The sequence below is a fragment of the Flindersiella endophytica genome (assembly GCF_054779015.1).
Map to the genome: position 1 here is coordinate 937,179 of NZ_BAAGYY010000009.1, position 20,666 is coordinate 957,844.

At 70.3% G+C, this 20,666-nt stretch carries 18 protein-coding genes; 7 read left to right on the forward strand and 11 right to left on the reverse strand.

Going from position 1 to position 20,666, the window contains the following annotated elements; all coding sequences use genetic code 11:
- Positions 1 to 6 precede the first annotated feature (6 nt).
- On the forward strand, positions 7 to 636 hold the full coding sequence (locus tag ACYVF6_RS09545; RefSeq protein WP_460518758.1) for an ArsR/SmtB family transcription factor: 630 nt from the start codon (positions 7 to 9) through the stop codon (positions 634 to 636).
- On the opposite strand, the gene ACYVF6_RS09550 is transcribed toward ACYVF6_RS09545, so the two are convergent.
- Both ACYVF6_RS09550 and ACYVF6_RS09555 read right to left on the reverse strand, forming a co-directional pair.
- Positions 633 to 3,719, reverse strand: a complete 3,087-nt coding sequence (locus ACYVF6_RS09550) for a UvrD-helicase domain-containing protein (RefSeq protein WP_460518761.1) — start codon at positions 3,717 to 3,719, stop codon at positions 633 to 635. The two genes, ACYVF6_RS09545 and ACYVF6_RS09550, sit on opposite strands and share 4 nt — an antisense overlap.
- Positions 3,720 to 3,743: 24 nt before the next feature.
- On the reverse strand, positions 3,744 to 4,943 hold the full coding sequence (locus tag ACYVF6_RS09555) for a cytochrome P450 family protein (RefSeq protein ID WP_460518763.1): 1,200 nt from the start codon (positions 4,941 to 4,943) through the stop codon (positions 3,744 to 3,746).
- Positions 4,944 to 5,058: 115 nt separating this feature from the next.
- On the opposite strand from ACYVF6_RS09555, the gene ACYVF6_RS09560 reads away from it, so the two are divergent.
- Complete coding sequence (locus ACYVF6_RS09560; RefSeq protein WP_460518766.1) at positions 5,059 to 7,194, forward strand: RecQ family ATP-dependent DNA helicase; 2,136 nt, start codon at positions 5,059 to 5,061, stop codon at positions 7,192 to 7,194.
- A 382-nt stretch (positions 7,195 to 7,576) separates the two neighbouring features.
- Here the strand turns inward: ACYVF6_RS09560 and ACYVF6_RS09565 are convergent, their stop codons facing one another.
- Positions 7,577 to 8,527 (reverse strand): sulfite exporter TauE/SafE family protein, encoded by a 951-nt coding sequence (locus ACYVF6_RS09565; protein ID WP_460518769.1) that lies wholly within the window; start codon positions 8,525 to 8,527, stop codon positions 7,577 to 7,579.
- Positions 8,528 to 8,733: 206 nt separating this feature from the next.
- On the opposite strand from ACYVF6_RS09565, the gene ACYVF6_RS09570 reads away from it, so the two are divergent.
- Genes ACYVF6_RS09570 through ACYVF6_RS09580 form a run of 3 tightly spaced genes read left to right on the forward strand, consistent with a single transcriptional unit; the run spans position 8,734 to position 11,041 of the window.
- Entirely contained in the window at positions 8,734 to 10,077 is a 1,344-nt protein-coding gene (locus ACYVF6_RS09570) for a M20/M25/M40 family metallo-hydrolase (protein WP_460518772.1), read from the forward strand.
- Positions 10,074 to 10,397 carry a hypothetical protein gene (locus tag ACYVF6_RS09575; protein WP_460518774.1) on the forward strand — a complete coding sequence of 108 codons (324 nt, stop codon included), beginning with the start codon at positions 10,074 to 10,076 and terminating at the stop codon, positions 10,395 to 10,397. Before ACYVF6_RS09570 ends, ACYVF6_RS09575 begins: the two co-directional genes overlap by 4 nt.
- On the forward strand, positions 10,394 to 11,041 hold the full coding sequence (locus ACYVF6_RS09580) for a nucleotidyl transferase AbiEii/AbiGii toxin family protein (RefSeq protein WP_460519422.1): 648 nt from the start codon (positions 10,394 to 10,396) through the stop codon (positions 11,039 to 11,041). The genes ACYVF6_RS09575 and ACYVF6_RS09580 overlap by 4 nt, the downstream gene beginning before the upstream one ends.
- On the opposite strand, the gene ACYVF6_RS09585 is transcribed toward ACYVF6_RS09580, so the two are convergent.
- From ACYVF6_RS09585 to ACYVF6_RS09620, 8 genes are all read right to left on the reverse strand, one after another.
- Positions 11,034 to 12,203 (reverse strand): glycine C-acetyltransferase, encoded by a 1,170-nt coding sequence (locus tag ACYVF6_RS09585; protein WP_460519425.1) that lies wholly within the window; start codon positions 12,201 to 12,203, stop codon positions 11,034 to 11,036. The genes ACYVF6_RS09580 and ACYVF6_RS09585 overlap by 8 nt on opposite strands.
- Positions 12,204 to 12,215: 12 nt before the next feature.
- A complete protein-coding gene (gene tdh / locus ACYVF6_RS09590) occupies positions 12,216 to 13,244 on the reverse strand; it encodes an L-threonine 3-dehydrogenase (protein ID WP_460518777.1) in 1,029 nt (342 codons plus the stop codon).
- Positions 13,245 to 13,303: 59 nt separating this feature from the next.
- Complete coding sequence (locus ACYVF6_RS09595) at positions 13,304 to 14,224, reverse strand: LysR family transcriptional regulator (RefSeq protein WP_460518780.1); 921 nt, start codon at positions 14,222 to 14,224, stop codon at positions 13,304 to 13,306.
- Between the two features lie 307 nt (positions 14,225 to 14,531).
- On the reverse strand, positions 14,532 to 15,113 hold the full coding sequence (locus ACYVF6_RS09600) for a TIGR03086 family metal-binding protein (RefSeq protein ID WP_460518783.1): 582 nt from the start codon (positions 15,111 to 15,113) through the stop codon (positions 14,532 to 14,534).
- A 35-nt stretch (positions 15,114 to 15,148) separates the two neighbouring features.
- On the reverse strand, positions 15,149 to 15,358 hold the full coding sequence (locus ACYVF6_RS09605; protein WP_460518786.1) for a hypothetical protein: 210 nt from the start codon (positions 15,356 to 15,358) through the stop codon (positions 15,149 to 15,151).
- Positions 15,351 to 16,277, reverse strand: a complete 927-nt coding sequence (locus ACYVF6_RS09610; RefSeq protein WP_460518789.1) for a hypothetical protein — start codon at positions 16,275 to 16,277, stop codon at positions 15,351 to 15,353. The genes ACYVF6_RS09605 and ACYVF6_RS09610 overlap by 8 nt, the downstream gene beginning before the upstream one ends.
- A gap of 3 nt (positions 16,278 to 16,280) precedes the next feature.
- Entirely contained in the window at positions 16,281 to 16,616 is a 336-nt protein-coding gene (locus ACYVF6_RS09615) for a hypothetical protein (RefSeq protein WP_460518792.1), read from the reverse strand.
- 74 nt (positions 16,617 to 16,690) lie between these two features.
- On the reverse strand, positions 16,691 to 18,061 hold the full coding sequence (locus ACYVF6_RS09620) for a serine hydrolase domain-containing protein (RefSeq protein ID WP_460518795.1): 1,371 nt from the start codon (positions 18,059 to 18,061) through the stop codon (positions 16,691 to 16,693).
- Between the two features lie 80 nt (positions 18,062 to 18,141).
- Between ACYVF6_RS09620 and purF the strand changes: the two genes are divergently transcribed.
- Positions 18,142 to 19,623, forward strand: a complete 1,482-nt coding sequence (gene purF / locus ACYVF6_RS09625) for an amidophosphoribosyltransferase (protein ID WP_460518798.1) — start codon at positions 18,142 to 18,144, stop codon at positions 19,621 to 19,623.
- Complete coding sequence (purM, locus tag ACYVF6_RS09630; protein WP_460518801.1) at positions 19,620 to 20,666, forward strand: phosphoribosylformylglycinamidine cyclo-ligase; 1,047 nt, start codon at positions 19,620 to 19,622, stop codon at positions 20,664 to 20,666. The genes purF and purM overlap by 4 nt, the downstream gene beginning before the upstream one ends.

The window sequence follows — 20,666 nt, forward strand, 5'->3', positions numbered from 1 at the left end:
CGCACCATGGCGATCAACTCCCAGGTCCCTGACTACGACCTTGCCGACAACCTCGAGCTCACGACGCCCGAGCAGGTTCGGGCCATCAGCGACCCGTTGCGCACGACGCTGCTCGGCCTGCTGCACGAGCGTGCCGCCACCGTGACCGAGCTCGCAAGTGCCGTGCAGCGGCCCAAGAGCACGGTCGCCCACCACGTCAACGTGCTGGCCGACGCCGGCCTGCTGCGTGTGGTGCGGACACGGCGGGTGCGCGCGATCGAGGAGCGCTACTACGGCCGGGTCGCGCGGATGTACTACGTCGGCCTCGGGCGGCGGTCGAGTGGGGGCGGCCGGCTTCCGGAGGACTTCAACGACTTCGAGGTCGCCGCGAAGGAGTCGGTCGGCGCGTACGAAGCCGGAACGATGCGGTCGTTCATCCGGCACGCCCGCATCCCGGAGGAGCGGGCGAAGGAGTTCTGGCGGAAGGTCCACAACCTCATCCACGACTTCGACAAGCTTCCGCGCGCGGGCGGCACGACGTACGGGTTCACCGTCGGCCTGTATCCCATCACCGACTACCCCACGCTGCCGCCCGCCGAAGGCGAGACTGATACCGATACCGAGGCTGATACCGATACCGGGGCCGGCGAGGCCTAGAACAGCTTCTGCTGCTTGATCCTGGGTCGCTGCCGGGCCGGCTCGCCGACCCGTTCCAGCACACCCGCGCCGATCGCCGACAGGAACGGCGAAACGTTCTGCTCCCGCAGGCCACCGTGCCGCAACCGCTGCTTGGCGTGGCTGAGGAACAGATGCGACTGGGCGCGGGTCATGCCGACGAAGAACAGCCGGCGTTCCTCCGCGACCTCGTCCTCGGACAACTCCTGGCCGGGATACCGGAACGGCAGCAAGCCGTCCTCGCAGCCGACGACGAACACCACGGGAAACTCCAGACCCTTGCTCGCGTGCAGCGTCAGCAGCGAAACGGCGTCGGCGCGCGGATCCAGGCTGTCGACCTCGACCCCGGTCGCCAGTTCGACCAGCAACCGCTCGGCCGAGTCGTCGCACCGTGCGGCCAGCGGCATCAGCAGGTCGACCGCCTGGTGCACCTCGCGCGGGTCGTCGATCGCCGACATCCGGTCGACCAGCACCCTCGCCACCAGCCGGATCCGGTCGGCCAGGCTTCCGGCGCCGGCACCCTCGCTGTCGGCGTACCGGAGCTCGCGGGCGATGTCCTGGACGGCAGGCCGATCGCTCAGCCGGTCGTGCGAGCGCTTCTGGAACGGTACGCCCGACTGCGTGAACGCCTCGACCAGCGCCCGCGCCTGGACGTCGGTCCGGTAGAGCACCGCGATGTCGGAGAAGGACAGCCCGCCGATCGCGTCCTCGCGCGAGTCGACGCGCCCGCTGTCCAGCGAGTGGTGCGAGGAGCCACCGAGCAGCTGGTCGATCGTCCGGGCCACGAACGACGCTTCGGCTTCGGCCGTCTCGGCCTGGTGCAGGCGTACGGGCGCCACGTCCGGGTCGCGCCGGACGGGCGACAACGCGCGGTCGGGCACCAGCGTGCTCGGCGCGATCGCCTGCCCCGCGGCGGTCAGGATCGGCCTGGTCGAGCGGTAGTTCCGGTTGAGCCGCACGGTCGTCGCCGCCGGATAGTCGTCGCCGAAGCGGAGGAAGAAGCCGACGTCGGCGCCCCGGAACCGGTAGATCGCCTGGTCCGGATCGCCGATCGCACAAAGGTTTCCGTCGCTGGGTACGAGCAGCCGCAGCAGGCGGTACTGCGTCTCGTCGACGTCCTGGTACTCGTCGACCGAGACGTACCGCCAGCGTTCGCGATAGCGCTCCGCCAGCGCAGGATGCTCCGTAAGCAGGTCGACCGGCAGCCGCACCAGCTCGCCCACGTCGAGCAGGTCGCGGGCTCGCATCGCCTTCTGGTACTGCGCTTTCGCCTCGTCGTCGAGCCGGTCGAAGTCGAGCTGGGCCACGCGCGGGCCGAGCACCTCCTCCAGGATCGCCACCCGCGCCGTGTCGTCGGCGACCTTGAACGCCGGCGACAGCCCGGCCAGCTCGGGGTGCTCGCGCAGGATCCGCAGCCCGAGCCCGTGGAACGTCGTGACCAGCGGCCGCTGACCGGGTACGAGTGCGCCGAGCCGCTCGCCGAGCTCCTCGGCCGCGCGGCGGGTGAACGTGATCGCCAGGCACTGCGTCGCCGGAACGCCGAGATCGCTTACGAGGTGGGCGATCCGGTGCGTGAGCGTACGCGTCTTGCCGGTGCCGGGGCCGGCGATGATCAGCACCGAGCCGTCGACGGCCGAGGCGGCGGCCCGCTGGTCGGGGTCGAGCGCGTCGAGCAGTCCGGTCAGCTCGGTGCCCGGCAGCGTCGGAGCCTCGGTCTCCACGGCCTCGGCGGCCGCGACTGTGTTGACTAGTTCGTCCTTGTCGGCCTGGGGTTTGGCCGGCTCGGGCAGGTCGAGCTCGAACAGCGTGCCGGTGGTGTCGAGCTCGCCGGGCTCGAACAGGCGGATCACGCCGTACTCGCCGTCGTACCCCGCCTCCCTGATCACGTCTCCCCGTCGTAACCGCGCGACCGCTTCCGCGAGCATCGGCGTGGCGCGCGCGAGGTCGTCGACCGGCGTCTCGGTGACGATCGTGAGCTCGGACCCGTGGCGGCTCACCAGATCGTCGATCGAGCGCATCACCGACTTGCTCTTCGGGCCGACGCCCAGGATCTCGCCCATGATCTCGGGCAGCTGGATGAAGTTGCGGTAGCCGGCCGCACCGTCTGGACGTTCGCCGTCGGGACGGTCGGCCAGCGCCTCGACGCGGTGCAGAACGCCGACGGTCAAGGGCTTTCCGCATTCCGGGCAGCGGCCCTGGTGCGCGCGGGTCTCGGCCGGATCCAACCGCACGTCGCACTTGCGGTGCCCGTCCGCGTGGTACTTGCCCTCCTCCGGGAAGAACTCCAGGGAGCCCTGGAAGCCGTCACCCGTCGCCAGCGCCCGGCGGACGGCGTAGTAGTCGAGGTCGGTGTCGAACGCCGACGCCTCGCGGCCGAGCGCCGGCGGCGAGTGCGCGTCGGAGTTGCTGACGAGGCGGTACTTGTCGAGCGACGAGACCCGCCAGTTCATCGGAGGGTCGGACGACAAGCCGGTTTCGACCGCGAAGATGTGCTCGGCCAAATCGGCGTAGCAGTCTTCGATCGCGTCGAAGCCCGACTTGCTGCCGAGCGCGGAGAACCACGGCGTCCAGATGTGCGCGGGTACGAGATAACCGTCCGGGCTGGATTCCAGCGTGATCTCCAGCAGGTCACGCGAGTCGAGCCCGAGGATCGGCCGGCCGTCGGAGCCGAGGTTGCCGATCCGTCCGAGGCTCGTGTTGAAGCGGGCGACGGCCTCGAGGTCGGGGAAGTAGATCAGGTGGTGCACCTTGCGCGTACGATCGTCGCGCTTGTAGATCGTCGAGATCTCGACCGACGGCATGAAGCGCACGGGCTTGCGCAGCGCCGACGGCAGCGTACGTTCGACGGCGGACTCGACGTCCGGGCGCAGCCGGAACAGTCCGGGCTCCGCGGGCACGAGCATCTCGCGCAGGTGGTCGTACCACGCGGGGTGCGTGAAGTCGCCGGTGCCGACGAGACCGATTCCCTTGCGCTGCGCCCACCAGGCCAGGTGCTCCAGGTCGCAGTCCTTGCTGCAGGCGCGAGAGTACTTGGAATGGATGTGCAAGTCCGCGTAGAAAAGCACGCGGAGCATCATTCCAGAACGACGTCACCAGGCGATCGGCACGGCAACGGGTCGGCGGATCACCAGCTCCGGTCCCCAGACGATCTGATCGTTCGGCACGGCGAGTCGTAGGCCGGGGAAACGGTCCAGCAGGCCTCGCAGCGCGACCTGACCCTCGATCCGGGACAGCGGCGCACCGATGCAGAAGTGGATGCCGTACCCGAAACCGACGTGCGGATTGTGCCGGCGAGTGATGTCGAACCGCTCCGGGTCGGCGAACTCCGTCTCGTCGAAGTTGGCCGAGCTCGTCATCGGCACCACCGCCTCGCCCTTGCGGATCGTCACACCACCGATCTCGACGTCGGCTGTCGCGACGCGCAGCAGGGCAGCGCCGGCCGGACTCTCGTACCGCAGGACCTCCTCGATCGCCCGGTCGACGAGCGACGGATCCCCGCGTAGCGCCGCGAGTTGCTCCGGATGCCGCATCAGCAGGACGACGGAGTTGGCGATCAGGCCGACCGTCGTCTCGTGACCAGCCGACAGCAGCTGTGTGCCCAGGTCGACGAGCTCGTCCTCGGCCAGCCGGTCGCCCTCGTCCCTCGCCTCGATCAGCCTGCTCAGCAAGTCTTCGCCGGGGTGCTCGCGTTTCCGCGCGATCAGCTGCCGCATGTGCTCGGCGCCGGAGCGGCCCGCGGCCGCGATGTCGTCCGGGGTGTTCTGCATGGGTGTGACGAGCACGTTCGACCAGGCGCGGAAGCGTTCGCGCTCGTCGTAAGGCACGCCGAGTACTTCGCAGATCACGACGGTCGGCAGCGGGAACGCGAACGCCTCGATCAGGTCGGCAGGCTGTTCCATGGCAGCCAGGTCGTCGAGCAGGCCACTGGTGATCTGCTCGATCCGGCCTCGCAACGCCTCGATCCGCCGCATCGTGAACGCCTGCGCGACCAGTCGTCGCAGCCTGGTGTGGTCAGGTGGATCGAGGTTCAGGATGCTGCGCTCGCCGGTGGAGAAGTCGCCGGGCTTGATCATGCAGGGCGCGCCGGGGTAGAGCAGGTTGCGGCTGAACCGCTGGTCCGACAGCACCGCGCGCACGTCGTCGTACCTCGTCACGACCCACGCCTGCGAGCCACTCGGCAGCACTGTCCGATAGACCGGCGCGGCGGCGCGCTGCCCGGTGTAGACCACACCGGTCGGCGTGCCGGGGGTCGGCCTGGGCAACGGATGCGTGGGGAGCTGGCTGGTCATGCGTCCCATGCTGGCGTCCTTCGTGCCGCTTCGCAGGCCGTTGTCGATCCAGCTTTTCGGGACTTCTCGACAGCGCTCCGAACGAGTGTCGGCGGCGTCACCTAGGGTCGTACACATGATCGAACCAGGCACCCTCCGCTCCACCGCCGAAGCCCACCTCCGCCGGCTGGTCGGGCGTCCCGACGCCGAGTTCCGCGACGGGCAATACGACGCGATCGAGGCGCTGGTGGCAAGGCGTGAGCGGGTGCTGGTCGTGCAGCGCACCGGCTGGGGCAAGTCGGCGGTCTACTTCGTGGCCACCGCCCTGCGCCGGGCCGAGGGCGCCGGGCCGACGCTGATCGTGTCGCCGCTGCTGGCGCTGATGCGCGACCAGGTGGCGGCGGCCGAGCGCGCCGGGATCCGGGCGGTCACGCTCAACTCCTCCAACGCCGAGTCGTGGGGTGACGTCGGCGCTGCCCTGGACGCCGATGAGGTCGACGTGTTGCTGGTCAGCCCGGAGCGGCTCAACAACCCCCGGTTCCGGGCGGAGCAGCTGCCAGGACTCGCGGCCCGCACCGGACTGCTGGTCGTCGACGAGGCGCACTGTGTCTCCGACTGGGGACACGACTTCCGGCCCGACTATCGCCGGATCCGCGACCTGCTGGGCGAGTTGCCCGCCGACACGCCCGTGCTTGGTACGACCGCGACGGCCAACGCGCGGGTGGTCGCCGACGTGGCGGAGCAGCTCGAGGCCGGCGGGCGCACGGTTCTGACGTTGCGAGGGCCACTGGCGCGCGACAGCCTGCGGCTCGGGGTGCTCGCGCTGACGACTCCGCGGCAACGGCTGGCCTGGCTCGCGACGCATCTCGACTCGTTGCCGGGCAGCGGGATCATCTACACCCTGACAGTTTCGGCGGCCGAAGACCTGGCCGTGCTGCTGCGCGATGCCGGCCACGAGGTGCGGTCCTACACCGGTCGCACCGATCCCGCCGAGCGGCAGGAGGCCGAGGAGGCGTTACGCCACAACCAGGTCAAGGCGCTGGTGGCGACGTCCGCGCTGGGGATGGGTTTCGACAAACCCGATCTGGGGTTCGTCGTGCACCTCGGTGCGCCGGCCTCGCCGATCGCCTACTACCAGCAGGTCGGGCGGGCCGGGCGAGCCACCGAACGCGCCGACGTGCTGCTGTTGCCGGGGGTCGAAGACCGAGACATCTGGCACTACTTCGCCACCGCGTCGATGCCGCGCCAGGAGCAGGCCGACGCGGTGCTCGGCGCACTGGCCGACGCGTCGCGGCCGTTGTCGACGCCGGCGCTGGAGGCACTGGTCGACATCCGCCGCACCCGGCTCGAGCTGCTGCTCAAGGTCCTCGATGTCGAGGGCGCGGTGTCGCGGGTGAGCGGCGGCTGGGTGGCGACGGGGCAGCCGTGGGTCTACGACGCCGACCGCTACTCGCGGGTCGCGGAGGCCCGTTCGGCCGAAGCGCAGTCGATGCTTGCCTACGTACGCACCGACGAGTGCCGGATGGCGTTCCTGCAACGTGCGCTGGATGATCCGACCGCCGCCGACTGCGGCCGCTGCGACAACTGCGCTGCCGTCTGGTTCCCGACGTCGGTCGCCGAGTCGGCGGAGGAGTCGGCCGGTGCCGCGTTGCGGCGTGCGGGCGTCGAGGTCGAGCCGAGGGCCAGCTGGCCGAGCGGCATGGACCGGCTCGGCGTACCCGTCAAGGGCAAGCTGCCGGAAGGCGAGCGGGCTTCGTCCGGCCGGGTGATCGCCCGCCTGACCGACCTCGGCTGGGGCCAGCGGTTGCGCGACCTGCTGGCGGTGGGTGCCCCCGACGCTCCGATCGACGAGGCGCTGCTGGGCGCTTGCGTCGACGTGCTCCGGCAGTGGGGCTGGACCCGGCGCCCGCACGGCGTGGTCGCGATGCCGTCCCGCCGTCGACCCGAGCTCGTGGCGTCGGTGGCCGAAGGCATCGCGCGGATCGGCCGGCTTCCGCTGCTCGGCACGCTCGCCCTCGTCGACGGCGGACCGACCGGAGACGCCGGCGGCAACAGCGCGTTCCGGGTGGCCGGACTGTGGGAACGGCTGGCGGTGCCACCTGACGTCAGCGATGCCCTGGCCAAGCTCACGGCCGACCTCGGCGAAGGACCGGTCGTCCTCCTGGTCGACGACCTCATCGACTCCCGCTGGACCGTCACCGTGGCATCCCGCGAGCTCCGTCTGGCAGGCGCCGAAGCCGTGCTGCCGTTCGCGCTGGCGATGGCCGGCTGACCCGACGACCACCTTCCGCAGCGCCAGCTGCCGACTGGCGAGCAACGCCAGCAGGCACGTCGATCGTCTAGGCCGGCCTTCTCGGCGGTGGCTTCGGCGCGTTCGCGCCGGTGTGCGCGGATCGACCAGGCGACCGGCCCACACGATGGCGATCGCGGTGTAGCCGGCCGGCTGCGTGCCGAGGCGCCGACCCTCTTCCGCAGGTCATCCGTCGGCAGGCGGGCTACTCGGGCTGGGCGTCCGGCCGGCAGTCACCGCCGATGGGTGGAGGCGGCGAGGCGGGCGGAGACACTCCGAGCGGGGCCGGGAGCCACCTGCTTTCCCGGCTTGCCGAGCTGCCCGGCGAGGTCCACGCCGGGCAGCGAGTCAGGCGCGGTTGAGGTCAGGCTCGTACGGCGTCGCCCTCTGCTTCGCCGGCGGGCACGTCGGCCTGTTCCGCTTGGCCGGCCTGCTCGGCTGCGCCTTCGGCGCGTTCCTGGCGGTGTGCGCGGATCGACCAGGCGACGGCGATGGCCCAGACGATGGCGATGCCCGTGTAGCCGGCAGCCTGCGTGCCCGACGACGCGTCGACCCAGTCGGAGCGGAGGATCGTTCGTACGTTGGTCAGCACGATGACGCCGCCGACCAGTGAGCCGAGTACGCGTCCGGGGATGTGCCGTACCAGCCAGGCCGCGATCGGTGCTGCGACCAGACCGCCGACCAGCAGGGCGATCACCGCGGTGAACGGGATGCCTTCGGCGCCCAGGCCGATCAGGAAGCCGAGGCTGGCGGCCACCGAGACCACGAACTCCGCGGTGTCCACCGACCCGACCACCTTCCGGGGTTCCATCCGCCCGCTGGCGAGCAGCGCCGGCGTCGCCACCGGCCCCCATCCACCGCCGCCGGTGGAGTCGACGAAGCCGGCGAACACTCCGAGGGGTGCCAGGAACCGCTTGCGTACCGGCTTGCCGAGCTGCCCCCGAGGCGTCCCCCAAGCCGTGAAGCGAATCAGGATGTAGATCCCGAGCGCCAGCAGGATCCCGGACGTGACCGGCGCCGCCGTCTCGGTCGACAAGCTGGAGAGGAACGTCGCACCCGCGAATGCCCCGACCGCACCAGGAATCGCGATCCGCGACACGACCTTCCAGTCGACGTTCCCGAACCGCCAATGCGACGCCCCGGACGCCAACGTCGTGCCGATCTCGGCCAAGTGCACAGTGGCAGAAGCGGCCGCCGGCGCAGCCCCAGTCGCGAGCAGCAAGGTCGTCGACGTGACGCCGTAGGCCATCCCGAGGCTGCCATCGACCAACTGAGCACCGAGTCCGACCAGCGCCAACAGCAAGAGCTGTAGCAACGGATCCACCTCTCCCATAGTTCCGACTTAATAGATAGGATTTGAAGGTACGTCGAACAGCCGAGTTCGCCTAGGCCTGTCCGCATGCTGAGCGCCCGTCTCACCCGCCGCAGCCGAACCTGCCGGCGCGCGAACCCACGCGATCCGTGCGACCGGTGCAACCGCGCAAGCCGCAGATACCGCAGGCTCGTCTAGGCTCCGAGGGCATGACTTCCGATCAGCTGCGCGACGCCTTGAGCCGTGTCCTGCCCGCCACTCGGGCCGACCTGGAAAGCCTGATCCGGATTCCGTCGATCAGCGCTGATCCGGGCTCCGCCGAGGAGGTACGGCGCAGTGCCGAAGCCACCGCCGAGCTGTTCCGCGGCGTCGGAAACCCCGAGGTCGAGATCCTCGACGTCCCCAACGGGCAGCCGGCCGTGCTCGCCCGTTATGCGGCGCCGGCCGGCAAGCCGACCGTCCTGCTGTACGCCCACCACGACGTGCAGCCCACCGGCGACCCCGCCACCTGGACGGTCGCGCCGTTCGAGCCGTCGGAACGCGACGGCCGCCTCTACGGGCGAGGCTCAGCCGACGACAAGGCCGGCATCGCCGCTCACCTGGCCGCCCTCCGCGCCCACAACGGCGAGCCTCCCGTCGGCGTCACCGTGCTGGTCGAGGGCGAGGAGGAGATCGGCTCCCCGACGCTCGGCGATTTCCTGCGTACCTACAAGGACAAGCTCCAGGCCGACGTCATCGTGCTCGCCGACTCCGCCAACTACGCCGTCGGCGCGCCCGCGCTCACCACGAGCCTGCGCGGCCTGGCGGACTGCTACGTCGAGGTGCGCGCGCTGAAGTACGGCGTCCACTCCGGCCAGTTCGGCGGCGCCGTACCCGACGCGCTCACCGCCCTCTGCCGCCTGCTCGCCACCCTGCACGACGCCAACGGCGACGTCGCCGTCGAGGGGCTGGTCACCGCGGCGACGCCCGAGGTCGACTACCCCGAGGCCCAGCTGCGCGCCGAGGCCGGGATGCTCGACGACGTGCAGCTGATCGGTTCCGGCACGCTCGCCGAGCGGATCTGGGCCAAGCCCACCGCGACCGTCCTCGCGATCGACACGACCCGCGTCGCCGACGCGTCCAACACGCTGATCGCGAGCTCCCGCGCGAAGGTCAGCATGCGGCTCGCCCCAGGCGACAACGCCCAGAGCGCGATGGCCGCCCTGCGCGCCCACCTCACCAAGCACGCGCCGTGGGGCGTCCAGGTCGACGTGGTCGACGGCGACCTCGGCCAGCCGTTCGCCGTCGACGCCACCGGTACGAACTACGACGCCGCGCGCGCCGCCTTCCGCGAGGCCTGGGACGGCACCGAGCCCGTCGAGATCGGCATCGGAGGCACGATCCCTTTCATCGCGGAGTTCGCCGCAACGTTCCCGGAGGCCACGATCCTCGTCACCAGCGCCGGCGGCGACCCCGACTCGCGCCCGCACGGCCCGGACGAGAGCCTCCACCTCGGCGACTTCGCCCGCGCGTGCCTGGCCGAGACGCTGCTGCTGGCCAAACTGGCCACATGACCGAACGTCGGGTGCTGTACGCAGACCGTCGCCCGTACGTCGTGCCGGACACGCTCGCCGAGCTCACCGGCCCGACCACGGGCGTCGTGGAGCTGCCCCTCCACCTCGACTGGTCCGAACAACGCCGCTACAACCTCGACGATCCCCGCCAGCTCAGCCTGATGTACGAGGTCGTGCTCCGCGAGGCGCAGAACGTCGAGGACTTGAGACGCTTCGTCAACGGCACATCGTTGCAGGAGGCGTGGCTGCGGATGTTCCTGCCGCGGCGCGTTCGCGCCCTGTGGCAGAACCGTTTCCCCGTGCTGTCGAAGGCGGCGTGAGCCCAGATGGACGTGTTCCACGCCCGGTTGGTCCGGGTGGGGCTCAGCGCGGCCGAAAGGTTCGGGTTCTGCCTGGCCGGCGGCTATGCGGTGCAGGCCACGGCTTCGTCGTCCGCCGGTCCGATGACGTCGATCTCTTCACCACGATGGCTGCGGAGCAAGACTTTCCCGCAGCTGTTGAGGCAGTCGTCTCTGCTCTGGAGGCCGACGGACTGGACGTCACGGTCGAGCAGAACGCGTCGACGTTCGCACGGTTGATCGTCGCTGACTCCGAAGTCAAGGAGGCGGCGCGACTCGAGCTGGGTGTCGACTGGCGGGCCCAATCGCCAGTCCGGCTGGAGGTCGGATCAGTTCTGCACCCGGATGACGCGGTCGCCAACAAGGTCTGTGCGCTGTACGGCAGAGGTGCCGTCCGCGACTACATCGACGTCGATGGCATCCTCCGATCGAGCCGATACCCGCTGGAGAAGATCCTCAGGCTCGCAGCCGACCATGATCCGGGCTTCGATCCGGCAATGTTCGCGCAGGCAATGGCTGCCATCAATCGCTTACCGGACGAAGCGTTCGAACCGTACGACTTGACTCCTACCGAGGTGGCCGCGCTTCGCAAGCGGATCGTGGAGTGGAGCGAGCAGATCAGCTGACCTTGTCGCGGGCTTCGGCGAAGGCGGTGGCGGCTCGTTCGAGGTCGTCGAGGGTGTGGGCGGCGGACATCTGCGTACGGATCCGGGCCGTCCCGTGCGGCACGACGGGGTACGAGAACGCCGTGACGTAGATCCCCAGTCCCAGCAGGTGTTCCGCCATCCGACCGGCCAGCACCGCATCCCCGAACATGACGGGGATGATCGGGTGCTCGCCGGGCAGGACGTCGAAGCCCAGCGCGGTCATCCGGGCCCGGAAGAACTCCGTGTTCTCCCGCAGCCGTGACCGCAGCTCGTCGGACGAGTCCAGCAGGTCCAGGGCGGCGATGGACGCCGCCGCGATCGAGGGCATCAGCGAGTTCGAGAAGAGGTACGGCCGGGACCGCTGCCGCAGCAGCTCGATGATCTCCGCCCGCCCGGAGGTGTAGCCGCCGCTCGCGCCGCCCAGTGCCTTGCCGAGCGTCCCGGTCACGATGTCGATCCGGTCGGCGACGCCGTGCAGTTCGGGCGTACCCCGGCCGTGACCGCCGATGAAGCCCACCGCGTGCGAGTCGTCGACCATCACCAGCGCGTCGTACTGCTCCGCGAGCGAGCAGATGTCCGGCAGCGGCGCCAAGTAGCCGTCCATCGAGAACACGCCGTCGGTCGCGATCATCCGGAATCGCGCGCCCGACGCCTCCTTGAGCTGCGCCTCGAGGTCTGCCATGTCGCGGTTCTTGTAACGCAGCCGCTGCGCCTTGCACAGGCGTACGCCGTCGATGATGCTCGCGTGGTTCAGCGCGTCGGAGATGATCGCGTCCTCCGGCCCGAGCAACGTCTCGAACAGGCCGGTGTTGGCGTCGAAGCACGAGGAGTACAGGATCGTGTCCTCGGTTCCGAGGAACGACGACACCCGCGCCTCGAGGTCCTTGTGCAGCTGCTGCGTCCCGCAGATGAACCGCACGGACGCCATCCCGAAGCCCCACTCGTCGAGCGCGTCCTTCGCGGCGGCGATCAGCGTGGGATGGTCGGCGAGCCCCAGATAGTTGTTCGCGCAGAGATTGAGTACGGACGACCCGTCGGCCACGGTGATGTGCGAGCTCTGCGGTGTCGTGATCGGCCGTTCGCCCTTGTAGAGCCCGGCTTCCCGGATCTCGTCCAGCGTCGTCGCGAGGTGCGAGCGCATCGAGCCGTACATCTATGCCTCCCAGTCCAAGATGACCTTGCCGCAGTGCCCTTCGCGGACGGTCGCGAACGCGTCTTCGTACGCCGACGCCGGGAACCGGTGCGTGATGACCGGCCTGAGGTCGAGCCCCTGCTCGACGAGCACCGACATCCAGTACCACGTCTCGAACATCTGCCGCCCGTAGATCCCTTTGAGCGTGAGCATGTGCAGGATGATGTGGTTCCAGTCGACGTCGATCGGCCCGGACGGCAGGCCGAGCAGCGCGATCCTCGCGCCGTGCGCCATGTTCTCCACCATCTCCGGCAGCGCGCCCGCGTGCCCCGACATCTCCAGCCCGACGTCGAAGCCCTCGCGCATGCCGAGCGCGGCCTGTACGTCGGCCAGCCGCGTGTGCGCGACGTTGACCGCGCGCGTCACGCCCACCTTGTCGGCGAGGTCGAGCCGGTACGGGTTCACGTCGGTGATCACGATGTGCCGCGCGCCCGCGTGGCGTACGACGGCCGCCGCCATGATGCCGATCGGGCCGGCGCCGGTGATCAGCACGTCCTCGCCCAGTACCGGGAACTCCAGCGCCGTGTGCACGGCGTTCCCGAACGGGTCGAAGATCGAGGCGACGTCGAGGTCGATGTCGGCCGGGTGCCGCCAGACGTTCGACTCGGGCAGCGCGATGTAGTCGGCGAACGCGCCGGCCCGGTTGACGCCGACACCGAGCGTGTGGGCGCACAGGTGGCGGCGGCCGGCCATGCAGTTGCGGCAGCGCCCGCAGATCAGATGCCCTTCGCCGCTGACGATGTCGCCGACGTTGAGCTCCGCGACGCCCGAGCCGACCTCGGTGATCCGTCCGACGAACTCGTGCCCGACGACCAGGGGCGTGGGGACGTTGCCCTGGGCCCAGTCGTCCCACTCGAAGATGTGCAGGTCGGTGCCGCAGATGCCGGTTCGCAGCACCTGGATGAGCACCTCGCCGTCACCGGGCTGGGGCTCGGGTACGTCCTCGAGCCGCAGGCCGGCCTCGGGTTTCGCCTTCAGCAGTGCGCGCATGCGGACACTCTCACACTGTCGGCTGTACCCGGTCCATGGAGGAAATCTGCAAGGCTTGTTCAGTTCTTCTGCAAGGACGCCTTGGTGAGCTCGGCCAGCAGCGCGGCGATCGCCGGGCGCGACTCGGCGCCCCGGCGCATGGCGGCGAAGACCCGGCGTTCGGGCGCGGTGCCGGCCAGCGGGCGCAGCAGCAGGCCAGGCCGTTCGACGCCGCTGAGCGCGTGCCGGGGGATCAGCGCGACGCCGGCGCCCGCGGACACCAGGGCGGCGACCGCGCGGAAGTCGTCGGAATGGTGGGCATACGACACCTCGACGCCCTCGTGGGCGCAGGCGGTCGCGATCATCTCGTGGCACGGGTTGCCGGGGTAGGGGCCGATCCACCGCTCGCCGACCAGATCCGTCAGCCGTACGTCGGACGCGGAACCGGAGGCCAGCCGGTGGTCTGCCGGCAGCGCGAGGTCGAACGGCTCGCTGTAGAGCGGCGTGGTCACCAGGCGCTGGTCCCAGTCGGGTACGGGCAGGGCGTGCGGCTGCGCGTCGGCGACAGCGACGTCGATCTCGCCGCGGAGCAGCAGGGGGAGGCTGTCCTGGCCTTCGGAGTCGCGGACGAGCACCTGGAGTCCGGGAGCAGCCTGCCGCAACTCGGCGATCGCGGGCGCGACGACCAGCGAGATGGCGGTCGCGAACGCGGCGACGGTGAGCCGGCCGCCGAGGCCCTTGGCGTGGGCAGCGAGGGCGGCTTCGGCCCGTTCCAGCTCGGCGAGGATCGCGTTGGCGTGGGCGAGCAGGATGCGCCCGGCGGGCGTCAGCTCGACGCGCCGCCCGGAGTGCTGCAGGATCGGCTGGCCGACCTCACTCTCCAGCGCGGCCAGCTGCTGCGACACGGCGGACGGGGTGAGGAACAACGCGTGGGCGGCGGCCGTCACCGTGCCCTCGTCGGCCAGTGCCCGCAACACCCGCAATCTGCGCGGATCGATCACGCCTTCATGCTGCCACGCCAACCCCCGCCGACGCCGCCGCCGTCATGCCGGCCGCAGGTGACCGGGGTGCCGGTGCGCTGCGATGGGGCGCTGGCGCCGGTGTGTGCCGTGGTGGGCGCGCCGTCATGCCGGCCACGCGGGGTGACCGGGGGTGGCGATGTGCCGCGGGTGGGCGGGCTGCTGCGGGTGTGCTGCGGCGGCGGGGCGGTGGCCACCGGCGTGCCGCGATGGGCCACGCCGGCCACGGGTGACCAGGGCGGCGGTGTGCCGCGGTGGGCGGGTGCTGCCGGTGGGACCCCGGCGGCTGTCAGGGTTTGCGGCCGGTCAGGCCGAGGAGGAGGTCCTGCAGGCCGCTGCCCGGATCGACGTCGACGGGGGCGGCGAAGACGCCCATCCCGGACCACTGGCGGGCCTGCGGCTCGAGGTAGGAGTAGACGTGCTCCACCAGGATGCCGTCGAGGTGTTCGTCGAGCCCGGCGCCGCGGGCGAGATCCCACGCGTGGATCACCAGGTCGGACAGCATCTGCTCGGCGTACTCGTGAGCGGGCGCGTCGCCGAACGACAGGTGGACGGTTTGGTCCTCGCTCGCCTCGCTCCAGGCTGCCAGCGAGCCTTGGATGGCGGCGTTCCACGCACCGATCGGATCGTCGCCGAGGACGTCGCCGTCGTAGCGGTTGCCGACCTCCTCGATCGTCTTGCCGGCCAGCAGGTCGGGCACCCACAAGTGCTCGGAGACCAGGTGACCGACCAGGTCGCGGACGGACCACTTGGTGCACGGCGTCGAGTCGTCCCAGCGGGCCGGGGACACCAGCTGAACCCGCGAGCCGAACTCGGCGGCGCCGCGGGGGATCAGCTCGATGACGTTGACGGGGGTAGGCGTGGCGCTCATGGTCATGTGCCTAGTTCTACCTTCGAGCACCGACATCAATCGCTGGACGAGGATTCGGCCCGGCGCCGTTCCTGCAGGACCGCCTTCTGGTGCTCTGACTCGGCGCGCGTGTCAACCGCCAGCTGCGACAGCTCGGCCGCCTGCGCCAGCCCGCCGGCGAGCACGCGCAGGCCGTCGGACACAACGTCGTCGGAACGTCGTCGGAACGCCGCGAGCGCGGCCTCGTCCAGGAGAGGATCAGGCACCGACCTCTCCCTTCAGGCGCCGGAAGTGGTCGGAGTCCGCGTACGACGTGAGCTGCTCGAGCATGCCGTCGTACAGCTGCGAGACGCTCGACTTCACCGACGCGGTCATCTGGTACCAGAGGATGATCGCCGGCGCGATCGGTGAGCACTCGCTTTCGGTACGAGACACGCTCATGCCGATGTCCTGCGCGTGGTCCGTGCCGTCCCATTCGCCGTACCACTTGAGCCAGTGTGAGGTCAGCACCCGCATGGAGGCGTAGCTCCTCGCCGATGCTCGCCTGCCGTTCTGCCGCATGTTGTCCGGCAGGCCGGTGATGTCGCCGGTGCCGAGGTTGTCCTCGTCGTGGCACATCGCGCCGCACAGCGGAATCGTGTCGATGGTCTCGCCGTCGAGGAGGTGCAGCTCCGACGACTTCGGCATGCCCTTGAACTCGAACGTCCGCTCGCTGAACGCCCGGTAGCCCTCTTCGCCGTACAGCTCGCGCAGCTTCTCCGTCGTGTGCGAGACCATCTTGCCGGCGACCTTCAGCGCGGCGCTGGCCACCAGCATGCCCTGGACGGTCTGGCCCGCGGTCTGCTTGAACGCCTCGAAGGCCTCGCCCTCCCAGGCCTTGCCGTCCTCGATCTGCTTGATGCCCGAGGTGATGCAGTCGGCGATGTCGTCGAGCGCGTCGCCGAGGCCGGTGAGCCGGGCGCCCTCGCGCTCGATCACGCCCCACCGGATCCCGTTGATCTGCTGCCGTACCTCGTCGGGCACCGGGTCGAGTCCCAGCTGGAGCTTCTCGTCGTACTCGGGGATCGTGCGCTTGACGCCGGTGTCGAGCGGGCCGCCGATCTCGTCGTTGGACTCGCCGGAGGTCTCGACGTCGACCATCGCCTCGCGGATCCGGTCGATGGCGTCGGGCTGCTTGAACCGCATGGGTCACGCCCCCGTTCCGGCGTCGGCGACCCCCGCCAGGTCGCCGGAGAAGCGGCTGAGACGCTCGGCCTGGTCCGCCTCGGCCGCCTGCATGTTGTTGGCCGAGTCGATCATGGACAGGCCGAGGTGTTCCATGACGTCGGCCAGGTTGCCGAGGTCCAGCTCGATCTTCTCGATCTGCTGGATGAACTGGCCGCCCTCGTCGTGCCACGACTCGCCGAAGTCGTCGTCGTTCACCTCCGGCACCAGCATCGTGTCGCGGATGTCCTCCAGTTGCTGGCGCGCGGTCTCGAAGACCTCGGCGAAGGCCGTGATCGCCTCGCGGTCGTACGTCGCCACGGTTGAGCTCCCTCGTGAGTGTGCTTCAGGAGGGCACCATCGCAACGATCGCTTTAGTCAGGCTTTAGCCCGCGCTAGCGCCAGCCATCGGCGTGCACGCCGCCTGGGATCGGAGCGCCCGGGTCGTACGGTGTTCGCGCGAAGATGAACGTCGCGATGTCGAGGTGGTTCACCGACCCGTCGGCGTCGCGGACGACGCGCAGCGTTTCCCCTGCGTAGTAGCCGTCCAGCCCGATCCACTCGTCGTCGCCGGCGGGACGGAAGCGTGACGCCCGGCCCCGCCCGGCCAGCGGCTTCAGGTCGAGCCAGCCGTCGACGCCGGTCGCGCGCATGACCAGCGGAGTCGTGCCCCAGTACCAAGGCCCCACCACGTCGAGCACGCCGCTCGGCGGCGGGCCTGGCGGAATCCACTCGGCCGGCAGTGGGGGTTCCAGCTCTCGCAGAGCCGAGATCAGGTCGACGCACAGCACGCCGACGCCCGCTCCGGACGTCGTGTTGGCCATGGTGATCGCGCCATAGCCGTCATCGGTGTCGACGAACAGCCCGGCCAGGAAGCCCGGCATCGAGCCGCCGTGCCCGACCAGCGTGCGGCCGCCGGACTTCATCAACTGCAGCCCGAGGCCCCAGCCGACCGTCCACTCCGGTCCGTCGTCGACGCTGGCGGGCTCGCGCATCTCGGCCAGCGTGTCCGGATGGAGTACGTCACCGGTGTCGCCGCCGAGGAACGCGCCCCAGCGTGCGAGGTCGATGACCGTCGACCAGAGCTGCCCGGCCGGCGCCAGCGCACCGGAGTCCTCGGAGGGCTCCGGCAGCAGAACGTCGGCCCACGGGTGAACAGCGAAACCGTCGGCATGCGGCACCGAGGGGAAGTACGTCGTCCGCCGCAGGCCCAGCGGCTCCAGGATCTCCGCCTGCAGCGCGTCCCACCAACTCGTCCCGCGCAGGCGCGCGACCAGCTCGCCCAGTGCCGCGAAGCCGGTGTTGGAGTAGTGAAAGCGACGGCCGGCGCGGAGCTTGATCACGTCGTCGGTGAACGTCGTCGAGAACTCGGCCCACCCGGCAACGGGGGCTCGTTCCCACCATGGGGGAACGCTGCCCTCGGCCTGGATGCCGCCGGCGTGCGACAGCAGCTGCGCGATCGTGCGGTCACCGAACGGAGTGCCCGGCACATGCCGGTCGAACGGATCGGACAGGCTCAGCTTGCCCTCGTCCCGCAGTCGCGCGACCAGAATCGCCGTGAATGTCTTGGTGATCGAACCGATCCGGAACTGGGTGCCCGCGTCCGGCGCCGCCCCACCGACCCGGCCGCGGCCCGCGCTCCAGGCCAGTGACCCGTCGCGTACGACGCCCGCGACCAGCCCAGGAGCCCGCCCCTCGGCCTGCTCCCTGGCCGTTCGGCGCAGGAGCGCACTTGCCGTGCTGGGCAATACTGAGTTGTCAGGCATGAAAGCAAAAACTAGTAGGCAGGGCCGATGCGCCAGTGAGGGACGCCAGTGATCCACTTCGTCCCGGTTACACTCGACACGTGCCGTGCGGTGATGGGCGACTGTCCCACGACCCTGATATGACCGATCATCAATCTGACCAGGGCCCCCGAGACGCCTGCGGTGTCTTCGGCGTTTGGGCGCCCGGCGAAGAAGTGGCCAAGCTCACCTACTTCGGGCTGTACGCGCTGCAGCACCGCGGCCAGGAGTCCGCGGGCATCGCGGTCAGCAACGAGCAGCAGATCCTGGTCTACAAGGACATGGGCCTGGTGTCGCAGGTGTTCGACGAGGCGACCCTGGAGTCGCTGTCCGGGCACCTCGCGGTTGGCCACTGTCGCTACTCCACGACCGGGAGCAGCGTCTGGCAGAACGCTCAGCCGACGTTCCGGCCGACCGCCCAGGGCTCGCTGGCGCTCGGCCACAACGGCAACCTGACCAACACCAAGACGCTGGCCGCGCTGCTGGCCGAACGGGCCGGCACCACCGCCTCGCGCACCGGCGACGCGATCTCCACGTCCGACACCGGCCTGGTGTCCGGGCTGCTCGCGTCCTATCCCGACCGGTCGCTGTTCGAGGCCGCGCTCGAGGTGCTGCCGGTGCTGGAGGGGGCCTACTGCCTGGTCTTCATGGACGAGGACACGCTCTACGCCGCGCGCGACCCGCAGGGCATCCACCCGCTGGTGCTCGGCAAGCTCGACCGCGGCTGGGTGGTCGCGAGCGAGACCGGCGCGCTCGACATCGTGGGCGCGAGGTTCGAGCGCGAGATCGAGCCCGGTGAGCTGGTGGCGATCGACGAGCAGGGCGTGCGGTCCAAGCACTTCAAGGCGGCCGATCCCAAGGGCTGCCTGTTCGAGTACGTCTACCTCGCCCGGCCCGACACCCGGATCTCCGGCCAGTCGGTGCACGCGACCAGGGTCGAGATCGGACGGCGGCTGGCCAGGGACTTCCCGGTCGACGCCGACCTGGTGATCCCGGTGCCCGAGTCGGCGACGCCGGCCGCGGCGGGCTACGCCGAGGAGAGCGGGATCCCGTACGGCCATGGCCTGGTCAAGAACAGCTACGTCGGGCGCACGTTCATCCAGCCGTCGCAGACGCTGCGGCAGCTCGGCATCCGGCTGAAGTACAACCCGCTGCGCGAGGTGATCGCCGGCAAGCGGATCGTCATGGTCGACGACTCGATCGTGCGCGGCAACACCCAGCAGGCGCTGGTGCGGATGCTGCGCGAGGCCGGAGCGCTGGAGGTGCACGTACGCATCTCGTCGCCGCCGGTGAAGTGGCCGTGCTTCTACGGCATCGACTTCGCGTCCGCTGATGAGCTGATCGCCGCCGAGATGACGGTCGAGGAGATCGGCGAGCGGATCGGCGCCGACTCGCTCGGCTACATCTCGCTGGAAGAGCTGGTCGCGGCGTCCACCGTGCCGGCCGAGCGGCTGTGCCGGGCCTGCTTCGACGGCGTCTACCCCGTCGGCATCCCCGACTCCGCCAGGCTCGGCAAGCACCAGCTGGAGGTCGTGCCCTCGTGACCACGTACGCCGCCGCCGGAGTCGACATCGCCGAGGGCGACCGCGCCGTCCGGCTGCTGAAGGAGTGGGTCGAGAAGACCCGGCGGCCGGAGGTGCTCGGTGGGATCGGCGGGTTCGCCGGCCTCTTCGACGCGTCGGCACTCAAGGCCTACCGCCGGCCGCTGCTGGCGACCTCGACAGACGGGGTCGGTACGAAGGTCGCGATCGCGCAGGCGCTCGACATCCACGACACGGTGGGCTTCGACCTCGTGGGCATGGTCGTCGACGACATCGTGGTGTGCGGGGCCGAGCCGCTGTTCCTCACCGACTACATCGCGTGCGGCAAGGTCGTGCCGGAGCGGATCGCTCAGATCGTCAAAGGCATCGCGTCGGCGTGTGTCGAGGCCGGGTGCGCGCTGATCGGCGGCGAGATCGCCGAGCACCCGGGGCTGCTGGAGCCGTCGGAGTACGACCTGGCCGGTGCCGTGACCGGTGCGGTCGAGGCCGACTCGTTGCTGGGCGCCGAACGCGTTCGGGCGGGTGACGTCGCGATCGCGATGGCGTCGTCCGGGCTGCACTCCAACGGCTATTCGCTGGTGCGGCACGTCATGAAGTCCGCGGGCTGGACGCTGGAGCGGTCGGTGCCGGAGTTCGGCCGCACGCTCGGCGAGGAGCTCCTGGAGCCGACGCGCGTCTACGCCAAGCACTGTCTCGCGCTCGCCGAGACGGTGGAGGTGCACGCGTTCCCGCACATCACCGGCGGCGGGATCGTCGACAACATCGTGCGCGTGGTGCCGGCCGGGCTCGAAGTCGTCCTCGACCGTTCCACGTGGGCACTCCCGCCGGTGTTCTCGGTGCTGGCCGAGCTCGGTGGCGTCGAGCGGGCGGAGTTCGAGAGCACCTGGAACTGCGGGATCGGCATGCTCGCCCTGGTCCCGGCCGACGTCGCCGATCGCGCGATCGCCTTCCTCACCGAGCGGGACGTACGCGCGTGGGTGGCCGGCACGGTCGGCGAGACCGACGCGAAGACCGGCCAGGCCAGGCTGGTCGGCGACTACCGCTAG